Origin of the sequence: Lentisphaera profundi (assembly GCF_028728065.1) — a bacterium.
Lineage (GTDB): Bacteria > Verrucomicrobiota > Lentisphaeria > Lentisphaerales > Lentisphaeraceae > Lentisphaera > Lentisphaera profundi.
This window is the reverse complement of sequence record NZ_CP117811.1, coordinates 1,412,959-1,437,414: the sequence shown is the minus strand read 5'-3', so window position 1 is coordinate 1,437,414 and position 24,456 is coordinate 1,412,959. Positions and strand designations below refer to the sequence as shown.

Annotated in this window: 16 protein-coding genes; 9 read left to right on the top strand and 7 right to left on the bottom strand. The window is 39.7% G+C overall.

Annotated features, from left to right (window positions below; all coding sequences use genetic code 11):
* Positions 1–130: 130 nt before the first annotated feature.
* Positions 131–1,696, bottom strand: a complete 1,566-nt coding sequence (locus PQO03_RS05720; RefSeq protein ID WP_274148578.1) for an alpha-L-fucosidase — start codon at positions 1,694–1,696, stop codon at positions 131–133.
* Between the two features lie 297 nt (positions 1,697–1,993).
* On the opposite strand from PQO03_RS05720, the gene PQO03_RS05715 reads away from it, so the two are divergent.
* From PQO03_RS05715 to PQO03_RS05705, 3 genes are all read left to right on the top strand, one after another.
* Positions 1,994–2,404, top strand: coding sequence for an alpha/beta hydrolase (locus PQO03_RS05715; RefSeq protein ID WP_274148576.1), 411 nt, complete (start codon positions 1,994–1,996; stop codon positions 2,402–2,404).
* Positions 2,401–3,141, top strand: coding sequence for a type II secretion system protein (locus PQO03_RS05710; protein ID WP_274148575.1), 741 nt, complete (start codon positions 2,401–2,403; stop codon positions 3,139–3,141). Before PQO03_RS05715 ends, PQO03_RS05710 begins: the two co-directional genes overlap by 4 nt.
* A 230-nt stretch (positions 3,142–3,371) precedes the next feature.
* Positions 3,372–4,109 carry a type II secretion system protein gene (locus PQO03_RS05705; protein WP_274148573.1) on the top strand — a complete coding sequence of 246 codons (738 nt, stop codon included), beginning with the start codon at positions 3,372–3,374 and terminating at the stop codon, positions 4,107–4,109.
* Positions 4,110–4,266: 157 nt separating this feature from the next.
* Here PQO03_RS05705 and PQO03_RS05700 read toward each other — a convergent pair whose 3' ends face one another.
* A complete protein-coding gene (locus tag PQO03_RS05700) occupies positions 4,267–5,259 on the bottom strand; it encodes an IS30 family transposase (RefSeq protein ID WP_274148572.1) in 993 nt (330 codons plus the stop codon).
* A gap of 464 nt (positions 5,260–5,723) precedes the next feature.
* Positions 5,724–6,326 carry an RNA polymerase sigma factor gene (locus tag PQO03_RS05695; protein ID WP_274148568.1) on the bottom strand — a complete coding sequence of 201 codons (603 nt, stop codon included), beginning with the start codon at positions 6,324–6,326 and terminating at the stop codon, positions 5,724–5,726.
* A 485-nt stretch (positions 6,327–6,811) separates the two neighbouring features.
* Between PQO03_RS05695 and PQO03_RS05690 the strand changes: the two genes are divergently transcribed.
* The 3 genes from PQO03_RS05690 to PQO03_RS05680 all read left to right on the top strand — a co-directional run bounded on the left by PQO03_RS05690 (position 6,812) and on the right by PQO03_RS05680 (position 12,305).
* Complete coding sequence (locus PQO03_RS05690) at positions 6,812–8,461, top strand: alpha-L-fucosidase (RefSeq protein WP_274148566.1); 1,650 nt, start codon at positions 6,812–6,814, stop codon at positions 8,459–8,461.
* A 123-nt stretch (positions 8,462–8,584) separates the two neighbouring features.
* Positions 8,585–10,162, top strand: coding sequence for a sulfatase family protein (locus PQO03_RS05685; RefSeq protein ID WP_337993446.1), 1,578 nt, complete (start codon positions 8,585–8,587; stop codon positions 10,160–10,162).
* Positions 10,163–10,289: 127 nt separating this feature from the next.
* A complete protein-coding gene (locus PQO03_RS05680; protein WP_274148564.1) occupies positions 10,290–12,305 on the top strand; it encodes an alginate lyase family protein in 2,016 nt (671 codons plus the stop codon).
* A 589-nt stretch (positions 12,306–12,894) separates the two neighbouring features.
* Here the strand turns inward: PQO03_RS05680 and PQO03_RS05675 are convergent.
* Entirely contained in the window at positions 12,895–14,436 is a 1,542-nt protein-coding gene (locus tag PQO03_RS05675; RefSeq protein ID WP_274148562.1) for a sulfatase-like hydrolase/transferase, read from the bottom strand.
* Between the two features lie 128 nt (positions 14,437–14,564).
* Here PQO03_RS05675 and PQO03_RS05670 point away from each other — a divergent pair, with 128 nt between their 5' ends.
* Both PQO03_RS05670 and PQO03_RS05665 read left to right on the top strand, forming a co-directional pair.
* A complete protein-coding gene (locus tag PQO03_RS05670; RefSeq protein ID WP_274148561.1) occupies positions 14,565–16,613 on the top strand; it encodes an alginate lyase family protein in 2,049 nt (682 codons plus the stop codon).
* Between the two features lie 54 nt (positions 16,614–16,667).
* Entirely contained in the window at positions 16,668–17,270 is a 603-nt protein-coding gene (locus tag PQO03_RS05665) for a sigma-70 family RNA polymerase sigma factor (protein ID WP_274148559.1), read from the top strand.
* Positions 17,271–17,474: 204 nt separating this feature from the next.
* Here the strand turns inward: PQO03_RS05665 and PQO03_RS05660 are convergent, their stop codons facing one another.
* From PQO03_RS05660 to PQO03_RS05650, 3 genes are read right to left on the bottom strand one after another with little or no spacing between them, the layout of a single operon-like run.
* Positions 17,475–18,629 carry a GDSL-type esterase/lipase family protein gene (locus PQO03_RS05660; protein ID WP_274148557.1) on the bottom strand — a complete coding sequence of 385 codons (1,155 nt, stop codon included), beginning with the start codon at positions 18,627–18,629 and terminating at the stop codon, positions 17,475–17,477.
* Positions 18,626–19,771: an SGNH/GDSL hydrolase family protein gene (locus PQO03_RS05655; protein ID WP_274148555.1), complete on the bottom strand. Its 1,146-nt coding sequence runs from the start codon at positions 19,769–19,771 to the stop codon at positions 18,626–18,628. Before PQO03_RS05655 ends, PQO03_RS05660 begins: the two co-directional genes overlap by 4 nt.
* Positions 19,772–19,773: 2 nt before the next feature.
* Positions 19,774–22,221, bottom strand: a complete 2,448-nt coding sequence (locus PQO03_RS05650; RefSeq protein ID WP_274148553.1) for a DUF4962 domain-containing protein — start codon at positions 22,219–22,221, stop codon at positions 19,774–19,776.
* A 172-nt stretch (positions 22,222–22,393) separates the two neighbouring features.
* On the opposite strand from PQO03_RS05650, the gene PQO03_RS05645 reads away from it, so the two are divergent.
* Positions 22,394–24,355 carry a serine/threonine protein kinase gene (locus PQO03_RS05645; RefSeq protein WP_274148551.1) on the top strand — a complete coding sequence of 654 codons (1,962 nt, stop codon included), beginning with the start codon at positions 22,394–22,396 and terminating at the stop codon, positions 24,353–24,355.
* The last annotated feature ends 101 nt before the right edge of the window (positions 24,356–24,456 follow it).

Here is a 24,456-nt window from a genome sequence, read left to right as displayed (position 1 = left end):
TATAAAAATTCATGTTTTTAATGCCCTAGATAAAAATAGCTCTAGGGCTTATCCATTGCCTAAACTTTCAGCTTATGCCAATGACTCCTTATAATACATAATACAGCTGAAATTATGGCCATGTGACATTTTATTTTAATTTTATCTTAAAAGCTGAGGCGTAATCTGAGGGAGCGCTTGCCGGAAGTTTTAATTTCAAGCCCGCACTATCTTGAGACCAAGATACAGTACCGTGCCCCAAAAGTTCAACAGCAGCAATCGCTCCCGTATTTTCCTGACTTAATGAACTTATCAATAAATCTTCATCGCTAGGCCAATCCATCACAAAAGCATAAATAATGGAGGCATCTTTACTTGCAGTAAAACGAATGTCTTGGCTTCCTAAGGGATCAAGTTTAGTATCGCGTACGTGAATATCCTTGGTCTCAAAAACCACACCCTCCACCACTTTTGTATCAACGGCATGCGCGGCTCGCTTGGCTTGGTGGATACTGGGCCCCTCACCATATTTAATCCAGGGACGCGTCTTAAAAATTGCCTCGCCATTAATTGTTGTCCATGCCGTTAGTTTCGCTAGCATCGCCCTAGTCGTTTCATCCATTTTACCATCTGGTTTTAAAGGAATATTCATTAATAAAACTCCATTTTTACTCACTAGGTCTACAAACATATCAACAATCTCATTCACTTGCCGATAATCTTTACGAGCACGACCATCCCAAAACCAAGGGCCAATCGATGTATCATTTTGCCAGGTAGTTTTTTGGGCTTTCAAAAATGTTCCACGTTCAAGATCCATTACGCCTATACCATCACGAAAATCTCCATGTGTTCCGCGAATCGGTTTATAACACAACAAAGCCTCATTATTGCCATTTCTTTTAATATTCTCGTTATAAAGGTGGGCGACAATGTCTCTACCGACTTCTTCAAAAGGCACCGCTCCATCCCAATAGAGTAAATCAGGCTGATAATTATCTATGAGATCGAGATGGCGGTTTTTCCAAGAAGCCACAAAAGCTTTACTGGGATTTTTAGGATAGAATAGGTAAGTATCACCATGCGTCTCGTGATACAAGCCCTGATTTTCAGGCTTGGATCCATCATAAGCAAGCCCTTTGAAAGGTCCTTTAGTATCGGCCCCATGACTCGGTTGAAACCAACTATAACTGCGCGCTAAATGAGTTGAAACGCCAAAGCGTAAGCCTTGTTTTAGCGTGGCATCACGCCAAAGTCCAACTATATCTTTACGAGGTCCCTTCTTTACTGAATTCCAATCATGATGCACTGAGTTCCAGTGATCAAAGTTATCATGATGCGTTGCTACAGGAACAATAAAACCAGCCCCTGCTCGTTTAAATACTTGCACTAAATTATCTGCAGCGAATTTTTCTGCCTTCCACATAGCTATAATATCTTTATAGCCCACCTCAGATGGATGCCCAAAATTCTTCAAATGTGATTTATAGGCTTTATGCTCTTCATTATACATATTCCGTGGATACCAGCCTCCCATACGGGGTATTGTTTGCGGACCCCAATGAAGAAAAATACCTAATTTTGCATCGCTATACCATTCTGGAGTTTCAAATTTTTGCAGTGATTCCCAAGTAGGCTCAAATTTCTCAGAGGCCTGCACGCTGGAAAATGTTAGTATTGCCAATGCTGTAAATAATAAGTTCTTTATAAATTTCATATTTTCACACCTTTATATTGTATTTAGTTTTAAATCCATAGGACCTTAAGAGGAAATACAGTTGCATTATCAGGCGTGTGACAAAATTTTTATTAAAGCGATGCAAGGATCTCGGAATTATACTTTGTCGTCATTGAATAGTGTAAGTAATGACGATTCACTATCTGAATATTTAAAATAAATCAAATTTTGTCACATGGAAATGATTTCAGCTGTATTCCCATACAAGAACCTAATAAATAGAAATATTTCACTTAAGTCTGTAGATACACTAACTTTACTAAATGAGGCTTTATTTTGACTAATAGAAAAAAAATGTTTTGGGGATTTATTTTACTCTTACTTAATTCCATTTCTGCTAAAGAAGGAATAAGCCCCACTTTAAATAATATATCCTATGGCAAAGACCCTTCACAAACTTTAAACTTTTGGAAAGCACCTTCAAATAAACCAACACCAGTACTTTTTCATATTCATGGAGGAGCATGGCTTGGCGGAGAAAAAGATAAACTATTATCAAATGATTTCTGGCTAAGCAAGGGTATTTCTGTGGTCTCGATTGATTATCGTTTTAGTAGCACGGCCATTCTACCTGCTCCCCTGCATGATGCGGCTCGAGCCTTACAATCCGGTATGAGCTTTGATAACAGAAATGACTTTCTCTTAAAAAATTTAATCACAAACAAAAGCAAAGGAGTTCAACAATGAATAATAACAGAAGCTCCTTTACGCTTATTGAGTTATTAGTTGTCATTGCGATTTTAGGGATTTTAGCTTCCTTACTATTACCCACCTTAGGGAAAGCTAGACAAAAAGCAAAAAGATCCGTCTGTGCTTCTCAACAGAAAAGTATTGCCTTAGCTATATTCAACTATCAAGATGATAATGCCGATTACTATCCTCCTGCTGATGAATTTAATGTAACAAATCATTCTTGGGATGATAAAATCTCCACTTATCTAAGCCGTAACTGGACTGCGGCTCAAATGAGTCAGAAGAAACACCTTACGTCAAATAGTAGTGGAGGCGAAGCTCTTTTTCGATGCGCTAGTGATAGCTATGAATCGCCTAGTGGATTCGCTCGAAGGAGTTACGCAATGATTCGTGGAAGTATTTGGGATTCAAAAAGTTCAACCGTAGGTGATTGGACTGGTGTTGCATGGGATCATGGAAGTCGTACCGCTAGCTCTGTTGAGGACTTTAGTGGTACCGCTATACTTTCTGAATACCCCTCTCCAGGCAACTGGATTGGTCATCCAAGTAACTATGCTCATCTTCGTAAACCTTCAGATCAACTAAGTGAGGATAAAGGTCTTCATGGCGACTCCAAAAACAACTTTCTTTTTAGCGATGGTCATGTACAAAATATTCATGTTTATAGTAATATTGGTGCTGGCACACCTGCCATACCCGAAGGCATGTGGACTCACTGGAAGGATGATTAAGTTCTATCGCTTTATTTAAAGTGGATAAATAGCATCGAGCATCTTTAACAATTATTGTTCGATATTTTGTGACGATAGATCATATTTGAAATATTCCAAAAAACTAGCGATTTTTAAGTTTTTATGGATTTTGTCACATTATCATTATTTCATCTGTATTACTTAATAAGAACGCTCGCATTTTTGCTTTTTAAATTTAACTACCGTAGATTGATATAAGGACTTTCTAGATGAATAAAAATAAGCAAGTAACTTTTACACTGATCGAATTACTGCTTGTTGTGGCAATCATTGGCATCCTAGCCTCACTTTTATTACCAGTATTAGGCAAGGCTCGCAAACAATCCAGGACCGCCGTTTGTATCAATCAACTCAAGTCCCTAGGCCTTGCCATTTCACTCTATACCGATGATAATGATGACTACTATCCCCCCGTGGATGAAAAACTAGAGAGTGGTCACGCATGGGATGATAAGGTATCAATTTATCTCGGACGCCCCTTAAGCAATACACTCATGGCAAAATATGGGATACCTACCAGCGATAATGCCGGTGGTGAGAAACTCTTTCGTTGTCCAAATGATGAACTCCCTGCAGCAGGAGATTTCTACCGCAGAACTTACGCCATGATCCGTGGAGAAGATATGATCCCTGGAGGAGGCCAAGATTTTGGCGGCGTTGCTTGGCGTAATGGAAGCCGTACAACAACTGCGGTAGAGGATACTGCTGGCACTGCGATGATCTCTGAGTACCCACTCACGGCCAACTATATTGGTCGCGCCAATAATTACTCACATCTAGAAAATCCAGAAGAGCAAATAAGCGAAAGCTCGGGACTTCACGGTAATTATAAGTTTACCTATCTTTTCACTGATGGACACGTACAAAACTTACATATCTATAGTAATCTAGGCAACGGCACCCCCACTTCTCCCGCTGGAATATGGACCTATATCGCCAATGATTAATCTTGTATAACAGTCCCTTTGAGCAAAGCTTCTATATTTATTATATAATAGAGACAATACTAATAACTTGCATCTCCTCCAGCCCCCTTAGATCTCTTATCTAAATTATGCTCAATTAGCTTGCCAAAAATTTCGGACCTATTAATCCGGCCTGAATTCAAGTAGTAAGTGCAACACCTACTGATTTTCTTAAGTTAATTCCAGTTAAATTTTCAAAAACTTCATATGGCGTCTTAAATTTCAGACATTTTCGAGGTCTACTATTAAGTTTATCAACCGCAATAATGACTTCATTTTCACTGATACCATCAAGCGCCATAGACTTAGGAAAGTATTGCCGTAACAATCCATTAGCATTCTCGTTTTGGCCTCGTTCCCATGAGTGATATGGTTTAGCAAAATAACTATTACATTCCAATTCCTTGGAGATAGTCTCATGCTGAGTAAATTCTTTTCCATTATCAAATGTAAGAGTATGAACCAAATCTTTGATCGGTGTTAGCAAAGAGATTATTGCATCTTTCACAAGCGTGGCTTTCTTATGAGACACAGGCAATGCTAGACGCAGTTTTGATTTTCGATCATCCATAGTTACAATGGCTCCTTTATGAGCTTTTCCTATAATAGTATCCATCTCCCAGTCGCCTACACGCTCTCGCTTATTAGCTGCCTCAGGTCGTTCGTCTATATCCACACGATTGGGAATCCCATTACGACTATGCTGGTTGCCATAACGTTTGCGATAAGTTTTATTCTGATGACGTAGAAGCTTATATAGCTCACCTCCTGATTCTTTATCTCTAAGAATATATTGATAAACTGTTTCATGATGAAGTAAGATGGATTGGTCATCTTTTAGTCGACCTACAATTTGTTCGGGGCTCCAATCCTTGAGTAAATGCTCATCTATATAGTCCTTAACTTCTTCAGTTAGTTTAATAGCCTTTGGTTTCACTTTGTGTCTTTCTTGAGCAAAGTCATTGGCTTGCTTGTTTCGATAACCACGGAGACCTTTATTACGTTTAAGTTCTCGTGAAAGTGTGCTTGTACTACGATTTAAGTTTTTTGCTATTTTAGTGATCGATGTGCCTGCCTTTAATTCAATTTCAAGGTAGTGTCTTTCTTCAAGACTCAGATGTTCATATGTCATTTCTGACTCCTCTGTTTTAGGTTTGGTCGCTTATAGCAGAGTACATCTGAGTCTTGTTATTCTCAATAGATGTTTATGCTATAAGCAATTAACAGAAGTGTTGCACTTATTATACGAATGCAGGCGGCAATAATAGAGAGTGAAAAAGTATTAGCTAATAATGCTGAAAGCATGAATTAATAAAGACCAATGGCGTAAGCCTTGGGAAATATGATTGTCAATATATTATGAATGCTGAAAGCATGGATTAGTACTTTGATCCCTTGCTTCAGAACTCAGTTATTCAAGTATTTCTCAGCCCTAGATCTCACGAGCTAGGCTTGATTAAGCCATGGCTTCAGAATTCAAAAGTAAATCTAATTCATTGCCAAAGTAATAGGTGAGATAGGCTAAGGGAAAATGGTATTTGGATCTTGGTCCGAAATAAATACCCGTCATTTCTACAGGATTTAAACTTCCAGAATCTAGCCCAATTCGTAATTGAGGCGGCGAATTTCTTTGAAGAGCTTCTCATTGACGCGCTTGCGGTAGATGTAGACCGTATTGCGCTTGATGCCAATATTTTCCGCTATCGCTTCGGGATCAAGGTCTTGTAATAACTGCTCATAAACATTTTGAATATTATCGTTGAATTTATCTTTAACATTCTCCCACGCCATTCCAAAGATATAATTCTCCCATTCACGATCCGCGACTTTCTCAATCTCGGATTCAGTGAATTCATGTTCGCTATAGACATGGCCTTCCTGCTCTTCCAGAGCATCGAGTGAGACTTGCTTGTAAGCCTTGGTGACAACATAGTTTCTCACAGAATTAACCGCTACCCGGCGTAACCAACTGCGAAAACATCCCTTGTCTGGGTCATATTCGAAAGTGGGCAAATTCTTCCAAGTCTTAATCAGAATCAACTGCGTTAATTCTTGTGCATCGTGATGACGCATATTGAGTCCCTTCACAATCATATAGATATAGGGACGATAATATTCATTAAATTCGTCCCAAGACTTATCATCGTACTGATTCTTGACACGCTGAAGCAAAGTGGCGTTAGTGATCCAATCGGACATGGTGAAGACTCCTAAAGTATAAAACAATATATTCTTTAGAGGCATGAGGTCAAGTTATCTGACACCATAATCAATCATTCCCTTTCAAAGCTTAGCCTCCCTGAAAAGATCACCTAACGCACACCAGAAATTCTATAAAAATGCATTATAATTTCGACTGCCTTTACTTTAGGACATTAATAAAGAAGAATTCTGACTGATCCGATCAGTAAAGCCCCCTTCCTAACTTATAATATTTGACCATCAAATAACCACCTTGATAGGATACCCATCATTAGTCTTCTGAAAGATGTCACATGACTTTTGTCTGAGCTGTATCACCTAATAAGAAATCAAGACTATTAAAAACATCAGTTTTATCAACACTGGAATTCAAGCATGAACAGCACTCTTAAGTTGTCGAATAAAACTGAGACGCCGGCAATAGCCTCCTATAATGATTTTGATTCGAACTCCTTATTTCAAAAAATACCAAGGGTCACTAAATGAATAATATACCGCACAGTGAAACTGAGCTAACAGCTGAGCTTCCTATTAGAAAAAACAGCCACTACCCCAATGCTTCTAACACAAGCTACTGCACAAGCATGATACATAAAAAGTATATACTTATCCTGCTTATTTTAATGACTAGTTTCTTCACAGGCTGTCAAAGTGAGAAGGTCTATACATCGAACTGGGATTCTCTAGCCAAGCATGATCCTGCACCTGAATGGTTAGAAGATGCCAAACTGGGGATTTATTTTCACTGGGGACCTTATTCAGTCCCCGCCTACATGACCGAATGGTATCCGCGTCTCATGTGGTTCGACTCCGAAAAAATAGGTCCCTTTTATGGTGACAATGTATTTAAACACCATGAAAAAACTTACGGTCACCCTTCTAAATACCCTTACCATAAATTCATTCCTCAATTCACAGGTAAACATTTTGATCCTTCTGAATGGGCCGAATTATTCGAATTGGCAGGTGCAAAGTTTGCCGGCCCGGTCGCGGAACACCACGACGGTTTCTCAATGTGGAACTCAGAGTTAACTCCATGGAATGCCAAAGATCGAGGACCCAAAAGAGATGTTTTAGGTGAGTTATTTAGCTCACTTAAAAAACGTAATCTTAAAACGATCGCTACATTTCATCACGCTAAAAACTTTCAACGCCATAATTCTGAAAGCTATGAAACAGAACGTAAAAAGTATGCTTTTACTGACAAATCCAGACGTATAAGCTTCAATAGCCACTTCCCTTATTTGGAGGGGCATGCAACAAGCTCAGATGACCCAGAGCTCCAAAAACTCTATGGTAATATGCCGCATGATCAATGGCATGAAGATATGTGGTTAGGGAAATTGGAGGAAGTCATAGATAACTACGATCCTGATATCGTATGGTTTGATAGCTGGCTTGATCAGATCCCTGCATCCTACCGTCAACGCTTTTCCGCATACTATCTCAATGAAGCCGCGAAACGCAATAAAAATGTTGCCATCATCCGTAAACAAAATGATCTGCCGCTGGATTATACAATCAATGACCACGAAAAATCTCGCGAACCTAAAGCCCTGCCGGAGCTCTGGATGACCGATGATACCCTAAGTACCGACAGCTGGTCTTACACGAAAGATATGAAAATAAAACCGGTTGACATGGTGCTTCATTCACTTATTGATACAGTCAGTAAAAATGGTGTATTACTCCTTAATATATCACCAACTTCACAGGGAGTTATCCCCGATGACCAGCGTAATGTCCTGTTGAAAATGGGCCAATGGCTAAAGGAAAGTGGTAAGGCTATTTACTCAACTCGTCCCTGGATTACGGCAGCTGAAGGTCCTTCTACAGCACCTCCACCAGGACTGAACAACAAAGACTTTTTTTTGAACCTCAAATACAGTTACAAAGATATCCGCTATACCATGTCAAAGGACAAAAAAACGGTCTACGCAATAAGTCTGGGTGCCCCACCCCAGAATAAAAAACTGATTCTAACTAGCCCAGTATCAAACAATTTAAAAATTAAATCAATTACCGACATCGAGGGAACACCCTTAGATTGGCGACTTATAAACAATTCTATTTCTATCTCACCCAAAAAACTGAATAACTTAGCCACAGTGTATGTAATCAATCTAATTTAATCTTTGCTGAATCAAGGACTAGCGAGTCCTTGCGGGCGAGGGGCTGAACTGCCTCGTCTGCAAAAAAAGCTTGTTGTTAAGTAGACCTGACATCATCAAAAACTCTCTAAACCTTAAAAAGGAATTTTTTGTGCCTTACAAAATACTTTTTTTCTACTCTTCAGCGGGCTCAGTTCTGCCGCCACAGAAAAACCCAATATCATTTTTATCCTAGCCGATGACATGGGTTATGGTGACATGAGTCATACGGGTGGCAAAGCCGCCACCCCCCACTGTGATTGGCTCGCCGCTGAAGGTATGCGCTTCACCGACGCCCACACCTCTAGTTCAGTTTGTACTCCCACCCGCTACGGGATCTTAACGGGACGCTACAACTGGCGTAGTACTCTGAAGAAAGGTGTACTCAGTGGTTTCAAACCCCCACTCATAAAAGAGCATCGCCTTACCGTAGCCGACTACCTCAAAAACCAGGGCTATAAAACCGCCATGATTGGCAAATGGCATCTAGGAATTGGCTGGCAGAATTTACCCAAAGGAAAAAAAGTCTCTCCCCGCAAGAATCTTGTGGATCACCCAAAAGCAAAACCCGGTATCGGCAAGGGCTGGAATGTAGATTTCACCAAACCGATCATTGGTCCCGCATCTTTTGGATTCGATAGCTTCTGGGGGGTTGGTGCCTCACTCGATATGCCTCCCTACGTCTACCTTGAGAATGATCGCGTACTAGGAACCCCAGATATTTGCAATTCATTCAATCGTCGTCCCGGTCCAGCCACTGAGGATTTTGATGCTAGCCTAAGCCTCATTAAGCTGGCTCAAAAGTCACGTCAATTCATTGCCCAGCAATCAGCTGATAAGCCCTTCTTTCTCTACCTGCCGCTCACCTCGCCTCACACACCCGTCTCGCCTTCCAAAAAATGGCAGGGTAAATCCTCGATTGGTCCCTACGGAGATTTCCTTATGGAGACTGATTGGGTCGTAGGCGAAGTTTTAAGCGAACTACAGCATCAGGGTTTAAGTGAAAATACCATGGTCATTTTTACTGCTGATAACGGTTGCTCACCCGATGCGGATATTGACGACTTGCAGAGCAAGGGGCATTTCCCCAATGCTCCCTGGCGTGGTGCCAAGAGCGATATCTTCGAGGGTGGCCATCGCGTGCCCTTCATCGTGCGCTGGCCCGCTCAAATCAAGGCCGGTTCTCTTTCTGATAGCACAATCTGCACAACAGATTTCTTTGCCACCGCTGCTGATGCCACTGGTGCCCTTTCAGAAATCCCCGCCAATACCGCCGAAGATAGCTTCTCATTTTTATCCGAATTGACCGCCAGCGGAAAAACCCAACGTTTAACAACTATTCATCATAGTAGCTCAGGTTATTTTGCGATCCGCAAGGGTGATTGGAAACTCGTACTCTGTGCTCACTCAGGAGGCCGCGGATTCCCCCATATTGATCGTGATAAAGAAGCCATCAAAGACCTGCCCCTCATTCAGCTCTACAATATGAAAGATGATCCCAAAGAAGAGCATAACCTACATGATAAAAATCCTGAAACAGTGCATAAGCTAATCACGATTCTCACTAAAGAAATCAAAGATGGGCGTATTACAAATGGCCCTGTGCAAGCCAATGATGGTTATCCCCCCTTCGAATCCGATATTATCGAACGCTTCCCCGAGTTAAACTTTACAAAAAAATAGATTAACTCTATAACTTTTGTCATTTATGCTCAGTTTCATCAGTAATACCAAGAGAAAACTTGCGGGACTAAAACAGGGCGAACTTCCGCCCTGACCTGCTTAAACTAACTCTTTAAGGGAATTGCGTATGAATAAAATTTTATTAATACTAATCGGTCTAACTATGACATCTTTGACTGCGGCGGAGACTCCGATGCAAGTCAAAAGGCACGTAAATGACTATCTTGAAAATTGGCGAAATGAATACGATAAACATCAGGATAATTATAGCATCCAGCAAATCGCTAAACTTTTGGACCTTAACCTACCGGGCCTTAATCAGCTTAAAGCTGCCATAGAGGAAAAAAACTACGCCAAAGCAAAGAGTGAATTACTGCGTTATTACCAAGACAAATTTAGTCAAATGCCTGCCTACGAAGCTCTGGACCAAGAACAAATAAAAATTGCCGATCAAGCATTAGCACATATCATCAAGGGTAACAAAAACTACCCACCCGCTTTTAGGGGTCTCGATCTTGATTGGATCGGCAAGGCCGTCATCAAGGGTCAAGTCATTCATTCCAAAGAATGGCTCTTTCAGTACCAACGCCTCAATTGGTGGAATCAACTGGCCAAAAGATACTCCGACACCAAAGACGAAAGTTACTTCAATGAATGGCTCTATGAAATGATTACGCACCATAGAAGCTTTCCAGAGCTGTCCAAGGCCCCCTGGTGTGCACGTCGTGGAATGGAAACGGACAATCGTTGCGCAAATTATATCAAGAGTATCCCTTTCATGATCAAATCGTCAGCTTTTGATGCAGAAACCCTGCTCTTTTTCTTAGGAACTTTTCACAAAAATGCCGAGCATATCCGCCGCGCTTACTCAAAAAAAGGCAATCACTTAATCGGCGAATTAACTCAGGTTCTAGTCAACGGTGTTGAAATGCCCGAATTCAAAAAAGCTAGTGAATGGAGAGCAGAGCCCATGAGTCGCTTGCCTGGTCAGCTTTTCAAAACCATCTATAATGACGGCATCAATCGTGAAATGGTCTTCAGTTATCATACCATGTATATCGAGCTCTTTTCCCGTGTTTATGAAATCACCAAAAAGCACGGTATCGAAAATCAGCTTCCCGAAGATTTCGCCCCACTCGTAAAACGTATGCATGGCGCCTTTGCTGAGTTTATGCTGCCCGACTTCACTGTGCCCCAGTTTGGTGATGCCTGGAAATACCGCAAAATCCTTAATGGTCTTGCTGAATCCCGCTATGGCTACCTGCTCGATACTTACGCCCAGCGTTACCCCAACCTTGATAGCCTCAACTACTTTGCTAAACGCTTTCAGGGCCAGCCCGCGACTCCACCTGCCGCTCGCAATGCCCAATATCCGGAAAGCGGTTTTTATTCCTTTCGCAATGGCTGGGACGAAGATTCAAGCATCCTGATTCTCAAAAACTCTATCGGTGGACCATGGCACAATCAGCCGGACAACGGAACTTTCCTGCTCTATTCCAACGGCCGTAATTTCATGTCAGATTCTGGATCCTATATCTACGGCAGTTCCAATCCCGATGACCAAGCTTGGCGCCAATGGTTTCAAGCTAGCCGAAATCACCAAACCTTAACGCTCAATGGGAAAGATGTGGATTCAAAGCCCTACTCCCCCGAATACCTTGAAACTGAAAACTGGGCTAAGCTCAAGGTCGCTAATCAATCCTACCCTGGCCTTCGTCACGACCGCACGATATGGTTTATCGATCAGAAATATTTCTTGATTATGGACGAAGCTACTGGTAGTGCCGCTGGCGAAGTACAAGTTCACTACCAACTCAATCCTGCACCGGTCAAAATCAGCACTGCTGAACTGACGGCAGCAACCACATACAAAGATGGAAATAACCTGCTCGTACAGGGCATACCCATGACAAACACAAGACCCTCGATGAATACCGAAGAAGGATGGGTGTCTTATTTCATCACTCACAAAGAAGCACGGTCTGCCTGGAATTATAGTTTACATAAAACCACCGATAAGCCTGTACGTTTTTTGACTCTTTTAGTGCCACAGAAAAACCTTAAAAACCCGCCGCAAATTTCTATCCAAGGAAAGGAAATTATTGTCACTGAAAAAGACAAAACGCTAAAACTTAAGTTCTAAGTTAATTAAGCTCTTAAATCCGTAAGATCAGTTCGAAAAGAATGTCGCGTGGTCAACACTTTGTTGTACGGAAAAATAGTAATTTCCCATCTGACGAAGGCCCTTTAATGGTAGGGGGACTTAAGTATATACCGAAGGTATGTAGTTATGGTAGCCACCTGATTTATCCGGTGGCTATTGTTGAAAAATGAGATTCATGCCGAAGGTATGAAACTAAAGCTCTGCAGCGTACCTTCGGCACGCACGATGCGGTTATTCAAAAACCACGGACTTAAGTCAATGGCTAAATCCCTAAGCTCTTCGAGCTCCCTACAAAGAATTGCCTTTAGTTTGGCGACAAGATAGATTAAACCTATGAGTCAAATTAAAGGTCATCACATATATCTAATTCATTTACACATAATAGCTTAAAGTCATGAAAATCATTGTATTTGAAAAAATGGAGCATGATTTCACACCCTCGGCGAGGGTGAATGTACTTAGCCTGGGGTGAAACCCCAGTATAAATACCTCCGGTGGGCGAGGAGCCCTCGGGGCCCTACTAAAAAAGGGGGCGCACGTATAAATACCCTCAAGGTCGGACAGGCTGCTAAAGTATTTCTGGAAGTTCTTGGCGCTGTTTCATATTGATCAATAAGTCTTGTACGCGCTGAGGGAATTTGCTTGCTAAATTCTCGATTTCTGTGGGGTCATTTTTTATATTATAGAGTTGCCACTTATCGACTTCGCTATTCACTTGGATAATTTTCCAGTCTCCCTCCTGATACGCATAGAAACCTTCATAACCACCAAAAATAAATTCATGTTGAGGACTGGGCTCTGACTTAAATTCTTTGACGAGGCTTAAACCGGGTAAATCTTGGTATTGCTTCTTATCTATCCTAGCTAAGTCCATCATTGTTGGTGCTAAGTCAATGACATGGCTCAGTCTATCTGAAAAAATCCCTGCTTTAATTTCATGGGGCCAATTAGCAATCAAATGAGTACTCATACCTCCACGGTGGCCATATTGTTTATAATATCGAAAAGGTGTATTTCCCACATTGGCCCAAGCGGCTGAAAGTGAGCGATAGCCCTCGGGGACGCCGGGTGGATACTCATAACTGCGATTAAAGTCATAGGGACATGAACCATTATCTGAAAAAAACAAAATGAGTGTATTTTCTCGTACGCCCATTTCTTCAAGTTTATCAATAACTCGACCAATATTCTGATCCATACGGTCAACCATCGCAGCAAAGACGGCCATTTCTAAACTCAAGTCATCTCTTTCAAGTTCAGTGAGATCTTTCCAAGGGCGATGGTACATGCTCTGCTTGCGTTTCTCTAAAAAATCTTCTTTACTTGGCTGGCGGGTTTGATTAATATTACGACTCACTTCACTCAAACGAGTCTGATTTTTGACGATTCCTAAACGCTGCTGTTTGGCAAAACGTTGCTTACGGATTTCATCCCATCCCTCGCGATACACATCGCGATATTTGGCAATATCCTTTGGCGTCGCATGCAAAGGAAAATGCGCCGCATGATAGGCTACGTACATGAAAAATGGCTTGTCTAGTGTTTTTGCTTCGTCTAAAAACTTAAGGGCGTAATCACTTGTAGCATCTGTTTTATGAAAGGGCTGAGTCGTTTCTAGCTCAGTCACATCAAGCATGGTTCCATTGAGCTCAAATAAGGCTCTTCGATCATCGCGATTATACTGTGGGTAGCCACCATCTTTTTTAATCATAAAAGCTGAAAAGGGACTCTCGAACCAACGATCAAAACTATTTTTAGCGAAGACTTTTTTAGGAACCCAAGGATCCAAATGTTGTTTGCCTGCAAACATGGTGTGATAGCCCGCTTCACGCATTTTTTGTACGAAGCAATACGCACCTGGCTGCTCTGTGTAGAGACCCGTCATTAAAGAAGAACGCGTCGGGTTACATTTTGACATATTATTAAATTGACGAAAGCGCATGCCTTTGTCTGCGAGCTTATCCAAATTGGGTGTTGAGATTTCTGAACCATAAGCACCTATATCAGAAAAGCCGATATCGTCTCCCACGATCATTATTATATTGGGACGCTCCGCATAAACATGGGTGAACGCAAAAAAGTATAAAGTCAGCAATAGTAATATTTTCATAAAATAAGATTTTCCTTTCTTAGGTGATACCATGAATTTTCAATACTTGTGACACTTGCCTAATAAAAAGGTCTAGCATTTGTCATGTTTAAAGTATTTGATTGGTATTACCAAAGAAAAAGGTTTTCATGAGAAAAAATATTTCAATCATTTCCCTCACTTTTTGTGCCGCCCTGTTCTTGTCTTCATGTCAGAGCGAGAGCTCTAATCCTGTAAGCAAGGGAAATGTAGACCTCCCTTTAAAATCTTTGGACAAATCTCTTGATTGGGATATCAACAAGATTGCTTTAGAACCTCAAGAAATCCTCAGTTTTTTAGATCTTGATCAAGAAGCCTTAAAGCAAGTCAAAGCTCATTTTGAACAACAGCATTATCAGCAAGCGAGTCTAGCACTCTTAGAATATTATCGTTTGCAATTCCCTCGTCCTAAAAAAGAAACTCTTTCAGAGCTAGATTTAAGATCTGCCAATCTCAGCCTCAAGCATTATTTAAAGGGAAATAAATCTTATCCAGAACTCTGTCGTGGCGAAGAAATTGATTGGGTGAGTAAAGCCACTTATCAAGGAAAAATGGTACATGATGCCGAGTGGCTTTTCCAATTTCATCGATTTAATTGGTGGCCGGCCTTAGCGAGGAGCTATTATAACACAGGTGACACTCGCTATTTTGATGAATGGCAAAGTGAACTCAATTCATATATCACTAAGCTTTTTCCTATAGAGAAAAGTCACCCCTGGTTCATTCGTCGAGGAATGGAATGCGAGAATCGCAATCGCAACCTCATTTATGTATTTCCTTATTTCATTCACTCCAAGGAATTCACTCCGGAACTCTTACTCAATGTGCTCTATATGCAGCATCATCAAACTGAACAAATTCGCAAAGTTCATGCCGCTAAAGGCAATCACCTCTTAGCTGATTTAGATGGTGTTTTAACTTCCGCCATTACTTTCCCTGAATTCAAAAAGTCAGCTGAATGGACCGATGAAGTCTTAGCGAAGTATCCTCAATTAATGGATACGGAAATTTTTGAAGATGGCATGAATAAAGAATTAGTTTTTTCTTATCACCTCATGTACATCCACCTTTTTACTGATTTCTATAAAAAACTTGAAGCACAAAATTTGGCTGATCGCCTACCACAAAGCTTTCATGAAAGACTTGAAAAAATGTATGAGATTTATGCTTATCAAGCCTATCCTGATATGACTTATTGCCAATTTGGTGATGCATGGAAAAAGAAAGCTGGCACTGTGCGACGCATGCTTATTAAGCATCATTTGAAAGCTTATCCAGAGAATACTTTCTATCAGTACCTTGCGAGTTCTGGCAAAAAAGGTAAAGCTCCCAAAGAGTTATCCAAAGCTTATCCTGTCAGTGGTTTTTACTTCTTACGTTCTGGCTGGGATGAACAATCAATTTTCATGCCTATAAAAGCGAATGACACTTCAGGTGCTTGGCATAATAATATCGACAACGGCACTTTCGGTTTATATGCTTATGGACGTAATTTCATGAATGATTCAGGTAGCTATATCTACAATAGTGATGACCCCAAAGAACAAGCCTTGAGAGCCTGGTTTAGAAGTAGCGTAGCCCACCAAACCATGACACTCGATAGAAAAAACATTCAGCTCAAAGCTAAAATGACTCATTGGGAAAATGAACCTAGTCTTAGCATTCTCACCATTGAGAATCAGTCATATCCCGAGCTCACACACCAACGTACCATTGCTTTTATTGATCAAGAATATTTCCTCATTCACGACAAGGCACTTGGTTCTGCCAAGGGAGAATTACGTCTTCATTTCCAACTCACACCAAGTGAAATCGAAATGAATCAATCCTTTATTAAAACCAAATTTAAAACGGGTCCCAACCTGCATATTCACCAACTCAATATTGAAAAAGGCGTTCAACTAGAAAAAGAAAAAGGTCTCATTTCCTACGAACAGAAAAAAATGCAGGGACGTCCTGCCTGGGCCCTACAAACCATAAAAAAATCGAATCATGAACCCCAGTTTTTTCATATTCTTGAACCCCTAAAAGAAGGTCAAAAAGCTTCAAAATTCAAAGTCATTTACGATAAGTCTGAAGGTAAGCACTCATATACTATCTACAAAAATGGTATCAAAAAAATAATTTCCTTCATGGCAGATACTCAAGTCATTCAATAAAAACCTTGAAGCACCCACTCTGATACATATATTAAATCATAGCTAGGAGATGACATGACTGATTGGTTAACTAATGCGACTTTATTACAGCGAGTAAAAAACACTCATGATGATTCTTCCTGGGATGAGTTCAATGAGTATTACCGTCCTTATATTTATATGATCACCAAAGGTCTAAATATACGTCATCATGATGCCTTAGAAATTACCCAAATGATTATTATTAAAATCTGGAAACATCTCCCCGAATTCAACTATGATCCCGACAAGGGTTATTTTCGCGGCTGGTTGCGTACCGTTACAGTCAATACTGTCCGGAACTATATTGCTAAGAAAGCTTATAGTCATGAATCTATCGAAGGTTTGGAGGAAGTGGAAGAAGGCAAAGGCTTTAATAATAAAGTAACTGATGCCGAAATCGAAGCGATTGCCGATCGTGAATGGGAGCATTATATCTGTGACTTAGCCTGGAATAATGTAAAAGCTGATTTTAACGACAATGTCCAAGAAGTTTACGCTCAACTCAGCACTGGTACCAAGTGTGAAACTATTGCCGAAAACATCGGTATTAAGTGCAATACTGTTTATATCTATCGCAAACGCATCCAAGAAAAACTTTACAAAGAAATCCGCCGCCTCAATCGTGAACTCGGCTAAATAAATCTCAAGCAGGTCATGAGGGGCGGAGTCCCTATATATTAAAACCTATAAATACCTCCGGCGGGCGGAGAGCATCCGCGGGCGGACTAATTTCGCAACAACCTTAAACCCCAGCCATTAGCTTATTATCGATAATCGTATTAAATTTTGAAATAAATAAACCAGCCGCAATTCAGATCACGACCGGTTTATTGGAGCTTACTATTTAAGTTTTTGTGAGATCAATTGGCCCATAAACTGCAAGCCTACTTGATTTTGATGCACGCTATCCCTGTAATACTTTTTTTGATCCTCCCTACTGAGTTTTAAGTAGCTACTCATGCTATCGCACAAGACTAAACCATACTGCTCTGCAATTCTTTTATAAGCTGGTGTCAGTTCTTCAACACTTTTTTGGCTCACACCCGTTTCTGCATCGATACGGGGAACGCCATTGATGAGTAAAAACTCACTTTTTCCCTGTGTTAAATCATTGACTTTGTGAATTAATTTTAATAATTGTTGCTCAAAGACACGATCATTAAAACCACTTGTTGCAGTCATTGCTTTGCAATCATTAGCGCCATACATAATCACAATCAAATCGGGCTGAGGCATTTTCTTCAATGAACGTTTCAGAACTAAATCCCCTCCTCTAACTGAATGCCCACCAATGGCTGCATTGACAATTGAGGCCTTTGCTTTGACTTCATTCATAGCATGAAAAAAATGGCTTTGCTCTGCCCCCATTTCGGTAATGGAATCTCCGAGCAATAATACTTTTACCAGCTGATGATTTTTTAGCTTCTTTGCAAACTTATCAATGCCCTTATTAAGGGCTAGTTTTGGGTCTTGAGTACACTCGTTAAATTTGATATTGCGGATTTCAAAGAAATAAGACGGTGCATTAAAACGATGATAATGGAAACCACGTCCAAACGCTATGGTACTTATCTTATCCATTTGTGGAGATAGATTTGTTCCATCCATTGATTTTACTGACCAGGGCTTTTGATTTTGGACAAAGTCATTCAAATTTATACTCACTTGCTTCCAGTGAGTAGATGACAATGAAAAAGTGGCTTCATGGGCATCAAGCAAAAATTTATTAGTCCCCAAAAAGATACTGGCTAAAAAGTCACTGCCATCACCTTTGACTTCAAAACACAAAGTATTTCCTTGACCATCATTTTTATCGATATTTCGCCAAGCATAAGAAACGGCATTGGCATTTTCTTGCTTGTCGATTGAACGAAAACTTGTCGTTTTTTTGTTTTGTTCAATGACTAATTCAGGACTGCCTTTAGCCGTAATAACTTGAAACTCTGCGAACAAATTCAAACTGATGCATAAATAGAGTAATAAAGAATATTTCATTTTTTTAAACCTATAATTTTTCTTATTGTTGGTTCCAATGATTCCGCCATCATTAAAAAACCAAGATCAGTGGGATGGGTTCCATCTACAGTAGCTTCCGAGGCCCAGCGAGGGTCAAGCAATGTGCCACCATCAATAAAATAGATATTCTCATCCCCTGCAAGCTTAAATTCATTCACTAAGTCCTGCTGAAAAGCCCTTAGAGAAAGACGTTTTTTAAAAGCATCAGGATTTTTGTCTCTGGCTAAAGCAATACGTGATAAAATCAACAAAGGTGTTTGTGCTTCCTTTGACCGAAATGTTTGAATAAAGGGTTTAAGTAGCACCCGCAGCTGCTCATGTGTATTGCATTCAAAATCCAAAATCACTAAACTTTTATTAGGAATTGCAGTCATTAAATGCGCTATTTCGGGCTCTCCTTTTCCCGAGCCTGAAAAACCAAGATTAATCACTTCACAATCCAGTTTTCTACTCAAAATATTAGGGTAAGCCATCCCGGGACGTGAGGCGCAACCACCATGAGTAATGGAAGTACCATAAATGACCACAGTCTGCTTCGAGCTTAAAGCTGAGGCTTCGCTGACTTGCGCTTTGTCATCAAGCCCAATCTCCACCGATTCAACGCCGTTATAAAGAGGGAAATTTAATGTATATTCCATCATTTCACGACTCTTATTATAATAGAGGCTCGCTACATATTCAGTCGCGTTGTAGTCAAACTTCGCTGAGGTCTCAAAGACTTTATTTAAGCCCGATCCCGTATACAAATCAAAGCCACACTTAGCCACTTGAGTCATGTGATACATGGGACGCCCCTGACTTAGTTTTACCCGAATCATAAGTCTTTTGCTATTGCTCTTAAAGTGAATTTGGCCGCCTGCACTATGATTGGCCAAAAGATTAACTTTCGCAGGTATTGTCACCGTGGACTTCAAGGGTAAGCGCCGATAAAGCCCATCTTGTGCTATCCATTTGAAGCCAAGTAAACGGAAAGGTTCTGCTTTGGGGGAATACCACTTTATCCCTGATAAATCTACTTTTTTCACCGTCATATTACGATCGATTTTTGTGATATCTAAAGTATCCTTTGCATAGCTCGCGCTGCTATATATTAGAATAAGACTTAGTAAAATTATTCTCATTTTTACTCCTCTAGTTTTGCCACGTGATTATTTTCTGATTTTTGAAAACTACTCAGTAACAATTGATTATTTTTGATGAGTTTTATACCATTTTTCGCACTTAGATCGGCAATGATTTTCCAGTCTCCAAAGATCACCTTACCCGCTGTTTTTATTTTCAATTCCTGAAACTTTTGATTTTTAGGCTTAAGTTGAATGATTGATAAGAAAGCCGTCTTCCTAAGTTTCGGTGTACTTGCTTCAAAATGCCATTGATTATCATATTCCACAATTTCACCATGTATTTTTCTCTGACTCCAATTAATTGCAGGGCTATAAAATTTATCGCTTAATTCTTTCGCCAAAGCTTGTTCTGAAAAAGTACTGACTCGACTTTTGAATTGCGAATTACTGGCATACAAGAAATTGTCATCCAGAGTCATTTCCTGGGGACTATGCAGCATCCAAGTCCAAGTAATGGGCTTATCGGCTTCGAGGTCATCATAAATAATGAGCGTTGATGGTTTGATATAGATGAGGTGGCGAATGAATTTTTTAAGTCCGGTTTCACCATAGGCATTTTCACGACTCGCTTCAACACCAGCCTCTTTCATTTTTTTGTGCCACATTGGGTCGGTGATTTTACCACTGTAAGCTGCACTCGCATCGGCAACTACATAAGTATAATCCTCTTTATCTTCAAAGTGAATAATTTCTCCATAGGAGTGAGTTCCTATACTTTGTCCGATCTTATCGGCTAAAATACTATTAGCTCCACGAGTGTGACGGTACTGCAATAAATTATGCTTATCAGAGAAGTTGGTGTAGTGCCCTGCACCTAAAAATAAGGCTTCGCCACCAGCTATAATATTAAAGGCATTTTGATCACAAGAAGTATGACTCCCTGAACCATACAAACTGGATCTCAAACTGATAAAGATATTCTTATCCGGTTCTAAGTAATTGCTATGAAGACTGGCAAAGCCACTATTAGGGAATAGCGCCGCGGTCAAATCACGGGGGATTTTCACTTGGGGTTCTTTGTTATTTTCTACTACCGCAAACCATTCAATAAATTCTACATCTAAAGGGTGCTTTGGATTATTTTTCGCATGAAGCTGCTTATTGCACTGAGGATCACTTTTCATTTCTTCATAAAACCATTGCGCTTCACCATTTTGAGTTTCTGAAGCAATAGCCTTCACTAACATCGCTTGTTTCCATCGCGGATTAGTAGGACTGCCATGGCCATCACCAAAGCCACTTGAATAAGAATTTGCCGGCCAAGTCATCATTAAAGCATAAGGGGCATTTTTAAACCAAGGATGCTCAAAGAAGTTCACTCCTGTATATCGGCTTAGTAGTGTTGGCATTTGAATCAAAGTAACAATATTGGCGGTGAAATACCCTGAGCCATTTACCCATGCTCCATCTAAATTAAAACCGGATGCCGGTGCACGAGCTCGCCATATTTCATAACAAAATTCTAGCCATTCATTGGCTTCGGGAAGGTGACCCTTGCTAACTAGAGCACTCTTGAAAAGTGTGTTAATCGTTTTTTGCCAAGCATGATTATCAAAAACTCTCATTTCCACATTGTTGCGCATGTGAGCATAATAATTACTAGAGAAATCTTGGATTTTCTCCAGCATCTTTTGCTTTTGCTGTTCATTTAAATAATCATAACAGTTATCAAAGACAATGACTAAGGAGTTGAGACACATGGACTCGGTAAAGTCATTTAAATGCTGATACTTTTTATCTAGATTTGCAATAAAAAGAGCATTCTCAACTGCTTTCTCAGCAAACTTTTCATCTCGATTTATGAGATAGGCGCTACTTAAATAAGAGCACTGTAATAAACGTCTCCCTAAAAATGATTTAGCTTTGTTAATAAGTAAGCGTTTGTGTTCATGTGGCTTCAGTTCCCCTTTGGGAATATTCATTGCTTGAGGCGAAGGTACAGCTTGATTGATAAATATTTTTGATTGGCTGAGAATTTCCTCTTGAAAAGTACTATCTTTTAATAAAATCTGCTTTTGCTCCAGTTCAGATTTTTGCGTGAGAAAACGCGGATGTGAGCTAGGAATATTATTTTCAAATACTTCATAGCTGGGCGTTACAAAAACTGGCTGATCAGTAATTTTAAATGAATATGGCCCTGCCACTTGACCATCTTCATGCACCAGGCGCCAAAACCATTTCCCTGGTGAGAACTTTTCATCATTGATATAACAGGCTTGTAGTAGCTGCTTTGATATTTTTTCAATTTTAGTAAAGTTTTCATCGCGACTTATCTCTACTACATAAGAACTTGTTCTCGTTTTTGCTGGCCAAAGAAAGGGTGGTGGATTTATATGTACCGTATCCTGATTAGGAAATGCTTGACTACGATATTTGGGAAATGGACTATAGGGTTCTGCCCATAAGCTCAAACTTAAAAACAAAACACAGCATTGGAAAAACTTCATAAACTCACCTTTCTATTTTGATTTAATAGGAATTACCGGTGAAGTATTAACTTTGTGACAAATGCTAAATTATTTCACTAATGATTCTTGAACTATTTCGCTTTGTCATGAACTGTAATTAGACCAAAGACTTTTATTTGCTCGATCAATTTACCGAAAAACGGCTTACTTCATGACGGACAAAGACACACCATCATCTAAATCATTATTTTTCCAAGAGGCTCTAGCTGAACCGGATAAGGTGAGGGATGACTTGTTCAAAGAATTGGCAGAATTACAAGAAACGGGTCGTTATTCTCAGTCACGTCATTTAGCTGAGGGGGGTATGAAATCCATTCATATCAGTCAAGATCAGATTGCTGAACGTGATGTGGTCATTGCTCGTCCAAAAGCAGCAAAGCAAGACAAAGAATCTCTTGAACTATTTTTAAACGAAGCACGAATCATAGCTCAGCTCGAACACCCAAATATTGTTCCCATTCATGAAATTGCACTTGATGACAAAGGCATACCTTATTATACAATGAAGTATATTCAGGGTGAAAGTTTAGGTTCCATCTTAAAAAAACTCTACAATGAGAATGAAATATACCTCCAAAAATATTCTCTTAACCGACTATTAAATATCTTTATTAAAATCTGTGAAGCTATGGATTTTTCACATTCCAAAAACTTTATTCATTTAGACTTAAAACCTGATAACATCCTCGTGAGTTCCTATGGAGAAGTCCAAGTTTGCGATTGGGGTTTAGCACGAAATATCAATCTAACTTACGAAGAATTAGAAGGTAAACTAAGTGGTACACCAGGCTATCTTGCTCCTGAACAAATCTTAGGTGTAGAACTAGATACGAGAAGTGATATTTTTGCCTTAGGAGCAATTCTTTATGCTATTATGACCTACGAAGCTCCTTTTAGTGGTCATACAGTTAAGGAAGTCCTTAGCCAAACTTTAAGTGCTATTACTGTTGCTATGAAAATAGCCCGCCCAAAGAATGAATTGCCCGAGGTTTTAGAACTCATTTGTCAAAAATGTTTGAATTTAGAAAAAGAAAAGCGTTACGTTAGTGTGAGTGAACTGCTCTTAGATTTAGAGGCCTATCAGAATAATTTCCCCACTCAAGCACAAAAACCAGGTCCTTTACAAAAATCTTTACTTGTACTCAAACGTCATAAAACTCTTTCTATTTTAACGATGATTGCACTCATGATTATTATGGCCATCAGTTCCTTTTATAGAGTCAAAGTTAAAGAAGAAGAATTCAAAAGAAAATTAGTCGCCGAAAAGACCTATCTCCACTACACAGAGCTTGCTAAATACAACTTATCTGATTTTAATTTTCAGGAAGCACTCAAAAATATTAATACCTCTCTCAAATACAAAAATAGCGCTGAAGCCAACTGGATTAAAGCTCAAATCCTTGTGGTTCACCGAGATCTTGAAGAGGCCGAGAAGTACGGCTTACTTTCTATTGATAATGCCGGACGATTTACTACACTTAAGAATAATATGAAGCATTTTAAAAACAAATATACCGATAGTTTTTTACTCGAACTGATTAAAAACTTAAATACCTTGCATTACCCCGGCATGAGCATGTTTGTCATACAGGATAGAAATAAAAAGCGCAAAAATCTGAAGACTTATCTTCCTTTACTCGAAGAAATCATTAAAGCGGCTAACCCAGAAGTCAATGATTATGATTTACATTTAGACAATGAAAAACTTTCTTTTACTAGTGGTGAAGGCTTAAGTCGTTTGAGTCCCTTTGTGGACTTACCCATGGAAAATATCATTGTCAATAATAGCTACGTCAGAACTTTGGAGCCATTGAGTTCTCTTAAAAGTCTCAATCGTTTAGAAATTAATAAGACTATGGTCAATGACCTTTCTCCTCTAGCTGATTTAAAGATCAAACATTTAAGTTTTTCTTACACAACTGTGAGCTCGATAAAACCACTACTGAATTGCGAACTTGAATCTTTGGAATTCATAGGAATTAAAGTCATCGACCTCAAACTTCTTCAACAAATCCCTAGCTTAAAAGAACTCAAAATTGATGAAGATCTGTATCATACCTCCCATGACTTGAGAGCCATTAAAGAATTAAAACAAATGAATATCATTAAATAGTCTCTCATTTTAAACACTATTAGCAAGGGTTGTTTTTATGCTCAAGCAACTACAATCTAAGCTCATAAAGTAACTTGACTGCTCTTGTCGTAAAAGCCTGT